The organism is Hassallia byssoidea VB512170 (assembly GCF_000817785.2).
Lineage (GTDB): Bacteria > Cyanobacteriota > Cyanobacteriia > Cyanobacteriales > Nostocaceae > Hassallia > Hassallia carrinoi.
Genome location: NZ_JTCM02000086.1, coordinates 22,651 through 28,743 on the forward strand (window position 1 = coordinate 22,651; position 6,093 = coordinate 28,743).

Annotated in this window: 4 protein-coding genes; all 4 read right to left on the bottom strand. The window is 41.3% G+C overall.

Features of this window, described 5'->3' with window-relative positions:
• Window positions 1-11: 11 nt before the first annotated feature.
• The 4 genes from PI95_RS25955 to PI95_RS25970 all read right to left on the bottom strand — a co-directional run bounded on the left by PI95_RS25955 (window position 12) and on the right by PI95_RS25970 (window position 5,619).
• The gene (locus tag PI95_RS25955; RefSeq protein ID WP_039737216.1) at window positions 12-200 is read right to left on the bottom strand and encodes a type II toxin-antitoxin system HicB family antitoxin; all 189 of its coding nucleotides are present in this window, start codon (window positions 198-200) and stop codon (window positions 12-14) included.
• Between the two features lie 121 nt (window positions 201-321).
• Complete coding sequence (locus PI95_RS25960) at window positions 322-759, bottom strand: hypothetical protein (RefSeq protein WP_039737215.1); 438 nt, start codon at window positions 757-759, stop codon at window positions 322-324.
• Between the two features lie 530 nt (window positions 760-1,289).
• Entirely contained in the window at window positions 1,290-5,048 is a 3,759-nt protein-coding gene (gene bchH, locus PI95_RS25965) for a magnesium chelatase subunit H (RefSeq protein WP_039737214.1), read from the bottom strand.
• Between the two features lie 259 nt (window positions 5,049-5,307).
• Window positions 5,308-5,619 (bottom strand): DUF760 domain-containing protein, encoded by a 312-nt coding sequence (locus tag PI95_RS25970; RefSeq protein WP_039737213.1) that lies wholly within the window; start codon window positions 5,617-5,619, stop codon window positions 5,308-5,310.
• Between the last annotated feature and the right edge of the window lie 474 nt (window positions 5,620-6,093).

The window sequence follows — 6,093 nt, forward strand, 5'->3', positions numbered from 1 at the left end:
TGCCGGATACCTCACAAAAAAAGTTTATATTTCAATGAATGTTTTTCAGCCCTAACTTCTAAACATCCTTTAATTGCTTCTTGAATGTTTGCAATAGCCTCTTTTTCGGTTTTGCCTTGACTAACACGGAAAGGAATAACTGGACATTCAGCAATGAACATCCCATCTTCATCTTGAAGGATAGTAATAAGAAACTTCATTCCTCTTGTTTTATTTCCTAAATGGTAACATCTTCAAGATTCTTATGATTGAATTCGGACAATTAATGCAATTTATGCTTAATGTTAGTGACAAGCAGATACTAACATTCAGCATATGTCTTTAAGCTACTTGACTTTTAGCTGGGTGCAGTTCTGTGGGGGGTGAGATAAGCGATCGCTTTTGACTTTCGATTATATTAGCTTTATCTACCAACCTATTGACAATTTTCTCGGCATAAGCATAAAGCTCACTATCATGCTGAAAATTGGTAAGTAGAAAAAAGATGTGCCACTCATCGCGATTAATTGCTAAATATTCCCCTGGTTGATAATTATCTACCCCTGCTAAGATTTTTCGCTCCGCATTCCAGGGTAACTTAATTTGCAGATAGCGTTGACGAGCGCTGTTAAAACAAACTTTAACTTTTAATATATGACCGCTATTATTTTTTATCGATGTCTCGCTGATATATTCTTTCCCATAATACTGCATTTCGTTCCATAGCTGATAGACATATTTACCAGCTTCGTAGAACGCCACAAACTGTGATAGATTCATTTTTACACCCTTATGTTATAAGTTTTTTAATATTAGTATTTAAACACTTATTGCTGTTATAACTATATACTTATCAAAATGTAACTTGTTGCAATTACTGAAAATTTTTATATTTAAAATTTGGTTATTTTAACGATTGTTAATTGTTAGCACCATTTAATACAGTAAATATGCGAGGAAATAAAAGCTGTGCGATCGCACACAAAATCATAAAAATTTACAATTTATAATTTAGGAGTGTAAGCGATCGCTTCTGCACATCAGCTACTCGATAGTTAGTATATATATTTCTCTATAGCAGTCCTAAAAACAAGATCCCCGACTTCTTGCGAGAAGTCGGGGATCTGATAATAGCTAAAAAATGTGTCTTACTTACAAAGTGAACAGCCACCGTAGGGTGTGTTACCGCGAAGCGCGTAACGCACACCATTAATGGTGCGTTAAACTTCGTTATAACGCACCCTACGCTATCTATATGCGAAGTCGGGGATCTGAAGAAGGGCAATTAATAGCTAAAAAATGTGTCTTACTTACAAAGCTGAAATTGTTACACCCTCAATTTCCTCATCAGTTAAGTCGTACAACTGACGCAACTTATCTAACTTTTCTGTATCAGCATTCCAAAAACCGCGTCCGGAAGCTTCTAGCATTCTCCCTATAATATTGCGGAAAGCTTCTGGATTCGACTTGCGTAATTTTTCCGCCATCTCTGCATCTAAAGCGTAAGTATCTGCGGCTTGGTCGTATACCCAATCATCAGTAAAATCCGCAGTGCCGCCCCAGCCAATCAATGCCGTCATGCGTTGCGAAATTTCAAACGCACCACCAGAACCTTGATTTGCCATTGCTTCTGCCCATTTAGGATTTAGCAACTTGCTGCGATACTCCATCCGCAGTAAATCATCGAGATTGCGGGGTGTAGTATCTTTCGAGAAACTTTCTACAAAGCTGGTTGTAACCTTCTTCTTGCTTTGTTTTTCAGCTGCCTTTTTCAAACCGCCAGTATTAGCATAATATTCTTGAATATCAGTCAAACCGTATTCTACCGAATCGATTTCTTGAACAATGCGATCGCTCGTTTTCAACAACTGCGTCAATACTTCCGGTCTAGCTTGACCCTTATCCTGTCTACCGTAACTGAAAACATTGCGACCTTGCCAAGTATCCCCCAACTCATCACCAGATTCCCAATTACCATCAACAACTCTATCATTTACCAACGAACCAAAATCACCAGCCGGATTAGAAAATAATCTCGCCGAAGCATTTTCTATACCTTCTGCCTTCAAAGCCAAAGCATGTTTTCTAATAAAATTCTCCTCTTCAGATTCATCAGCATCAGCCGCACGTTGAAACAAATCATCCAACAACTCAATAATATTGACAAAACTATCACGAAAAATACCAGATAAATTCGCCAAAACATCAATTCGGGGATGTCCAACCTCAGCCAAAGGCATCAATTGATAACGAACAATCCGCCCCGTCCCCTCCTTCACAGGTTCGGCACCCACCAACTCCAAAAGAATACCTAAAGACTCCCCCTTCGTCTTAATTGCATCCAAACCCCATAACATCACCGCCACAGTTTCCGGATATTTATTATATTCTTCTAAATGCTGTGAAATAATTTTTTTAGCTATCTCCCTCCCCCTTTCATAAGCACCAGCAGAAGGCATTCTATAAGGATCTAAAGCATGAATATTCCTCCCCGTAGGCAACACACCAGAACCATCCCGCAACAAATCGCCACCAGGCGCCGGCATAACATACTCCCCATTCAACCCCCGCAAAAGATTCGTCAACTCATCAGTAGATTGCATCAACAAACCTCTAATCTCCTCCTCTTCCCCTCTGCGTTCTCCGCGCCTCTGCGGTTCGTTTTCTCCAAAATAAGCCTGCAAATACCCCCTCATTTCCTCCTCATTTGGCGCTTCACCCAAAGTATGCAAACCCGAAGAAAAAAGCCGACCTTCTAACACCTGCAAATACTCATACAACTTCACCAAATAATCATTAAAAGCATGACTACTAAACATCCTGATATTCTCCGGACTAAACGAAATCCCCAAACGTTTCGCCTCATCAAACGGACAATCAGCATCTAAACCAGTATCAACAACCTTCTTACAAATCACCGACTTCAGCGCATAATTCTTTTGCGGATCTTCTCGATACTCAGAAATTAAATCCCGCAGAGACATTAACTCCTTATATAAACCAGCACGTCCATAAGGCGGGACATTGTGAGAAATCAACACACCATAACCGCGACGCTTTGCCAAAATTGATTCTGAAGGATTATTCGCCGCATATATATATAAATTCGGCAAATCTCCTAACAAAATATCCGACCAAGAATAACCCGTATTTCCTAACGGCGATCCCGGCAACCATTCGACAGTACCGTGCATTCCAAAATGCACCACAGCATCAGCTTGAAACTCATTTTGCAGCCATTTGTAGAAAGCAGCATATTGAGGATGCGGCGTTAAATCTCGTTCAAACATCAACCGCATCGGATCGCCTTGTATACCTAAAGGTGGTTGTACACCGATCCAAATATTTCCTAACTCAATGCCGCCAATATTAAACTCATCACCGTAAGTTTTAATTCCCGTATTCGTGAGAGATTTCCATTGTTTTTCGATGCGAGATGTGCGGAGATATCCTAACCATTTTTCCAGAGTTTTGGCGTTGACTGTAGTGGGGAGTGGGGAGTGGGGAGTGGGGAGTGGGGAGTGGGGAGTGGGGAGTGGGGAGTGGGGGGTGGGGAGTGGGGAGTGGGGAGTGGGGAATGGGGAGTGGGGAGTGGGGACTAGTTGTTCATCTGCTTCTTTGACAGCGCGAATTAACTCTTCTCCATCTTTAGGGAAATCTGCGATCGCATAACCTTGATTTTGCAGCGCCTGGAGAAAATTCAGAAGCGATCGCGGTACATTTAATAATGCAGCTGTTCCTGTTGCACCGTACCCAGGTGGAAAACCATACAAAATAATCGCTATTTTCCTCTCAGAAGAAGGTTTTTGCCGCAAGGCAACCCAGCTTTTCACCCTGCCAATCAATCTCTGCACTCGTTCCGGAACCAGATAAATTTGTTCTCCCACCAATCCACCGAGGGGAATTGTATCAATAGCGCCATCCAATTCTGGCAATGCATATAATACGACACTTTGCAAGCCCCCGATACCTTGACGTGTCCAAGAGTGAATATCTTGAATCAGTAGTGGTGCAGCGACGATGTATGGTACATTCTTGGCAGCAAGGATTTTTACCGCAATTTGCGTTTGCCGTCCAGCTTCCATTGAACCAGCAGGACCACCCACCAAAGGAAAGCCAATTGTAGATACGATCGCATCCACTTTTACCGCTTCGTTGGAGAGTGAAGGAGTTTCAATATTATTATTATTTCGTTGCTGCGTTTCATAGTCGCTGGTCATCCAATCTCGCACGGCAACATGTCCTTCAACACCATTAATAAAAATGGGTAAAGGTATCAAACCAGCTTCTTCAAAACTGCGAATTAATTGCGGAATATAAGGTTGTTTTGTAATAACGTGTTTGCGATAAAGTAAAATCCCTATTATTGGTTTCGTAGTAACGCGATTCATCGCGTTCTCCTCATACCACTTTAAATACTCGCGAGGAGATTCAAAAAAGCCTTGATAATCGGGATGAAGCAATCCCATATTTGGAGTTTCGATAACTGGGGGAATTTCGCCTATTTTTAAATCTAAATATTTTTCTGCTAATATCCAAAATAATGCGGCTACGTTTTCTGCACCGCCAGCATTCCAATAACCATATATAATTAACCAGTTGCGTAAGTCTTGCACTTTTTGCACTGGCACATATTTGAGAAGTTTCGGACCGATTTTTAAGAAGCTGATGTAACCTGCAAGCTTGTCTTCTTCTCGTCCGTTGCTAAATTTATCAAGGATGAATTTAACTGGTTTGGGCATTCCTTTGGGTTTATCACCAATGGCAAAATCACCCAATTTTGTTAAACTCATCAATTCTAAAGCTGACTCGAACACCAAACGGATGGGAATTTGAGAAACGCGATCGCGCAACCACAAAACTTGGTCATAATCAAATAGCAAGCTGCCAAAAAACACATCCGCGTCTTTAAGTGCAGCTTCTACCTCGCTGCGGTTGGTGGTAATATCGCGATCGCTAAACACGCGAATATCCAACTCACCACAGCGCAAGGACGCCAAGTAAGCTGCTTTTCTGTATAATTCAGCGTTGAACGATTCAAATCCAGCAATCAAAACTATGCGTTTCATGCGTTACGATGGTTTGCGTGGGTTACGGAAAATTAGGGATTTTATCTCAAATTCGGTTAATTACGTATATTGTAGAGACGTTCCGCCGGAACGTCTCTACGATGGTTTGCGTGGGTTACGGAAAATTCGGTTAATCACGACGTATATTGTAGAGACGTGACAATGGAACGTCTCTACGATGGTTTGCGTGGGTTACGGAAAATTCGGTTAATCACGACGTATATTGTAGAGACGTGACAATAAAACGTCTCTACGATGGTTACTGCAATGACTTTTCAAATTGCAAGCGCTGCTGTACGTTATGTAAGAAGTAACCATTCATCATGGCAGATGCTAACAACATACCTAAGTGTTCGCGGCTGGTGGTAATTTCGATGTCGAAGTCTTCTGAAGGTAAGTTACCCAACATACTCACAACGGTGCGCTCGATCGCTTGAAGTATTTCTGGTGATGTTGGCTTGGATAGTTGGGCAAGTGTTTCTGGATTCAGCGATTTAATGTATTGCCACAAGTTGTTATTAACTGCTTCCGAACCAAAGTTCTCTGGATTGCGGTTAGAAATATTGTTCATAATAGTGATAAGCTAGCAGTATTTTATGAAGTTGTATATACTTTAACAATCTTTTTATCACAGCGATGTCAGCTTAACCGAACCTAATTTAGGGCGGTTTCTTCTACTTATATTTTGTTTTGTCTGATAAGAAATGAATCTCAGTTTTGTAGGGTGTGTTATGCCGTAGGCTAACGCACCATCCTCTTAAAAATTCATAGTTTTGTAGCTAACGCACCATCCTCTTAAAAATTCATAGTTTTGTAGTGTGTTATGCCGTAGAAGATCGCATCATCCGGTGATTTTCGGTGCGTTAGGACGTTCCGTCCATAACGCACCCTACTTTTCTGCATTGGCATAACATCGCTCTGCATTGGCATAACATCGCTCTGCATTAACATAACATCGCTCTGCATTAACATAACATCGCTCTGCATTGGCATAACATCGCTCTGCATTGGCATAACATCGCTCTGCATTGGCATAACATCGCTC

Excerpts from the sequence above, each read along its gene's own strand:
- PI95_RS25955 (WP_039737216.1), bottom strand. The coding sequence starts at position 200 with ATGAAGTTTCTTATTACTATCCTTCAAGATGAAGATGGGATGTTCATT.
- PI95_RS25960 (WP_039737215.1), bottom strand. The coding sequence starts at position 759 with ATGAATCTATCACAGTTTGTGGCGTTCTACGAAGCTGGTAAATATGTC.
- bchH (WP_039737214.1), bottom strand. The coding sequence starts at position 5,048 with ATGAAACGCATAGTTTTGATTGCTGGATTTGAATCGTTCAACGCTGAA.
- PI95_RS25970 (WP_039737213.1), bottom strand. The coding sequence starts at position 5,619 with ATGAACAATATTTCTAACCGCAATCCAGAGAACTTTGGTTCGGAAGCA.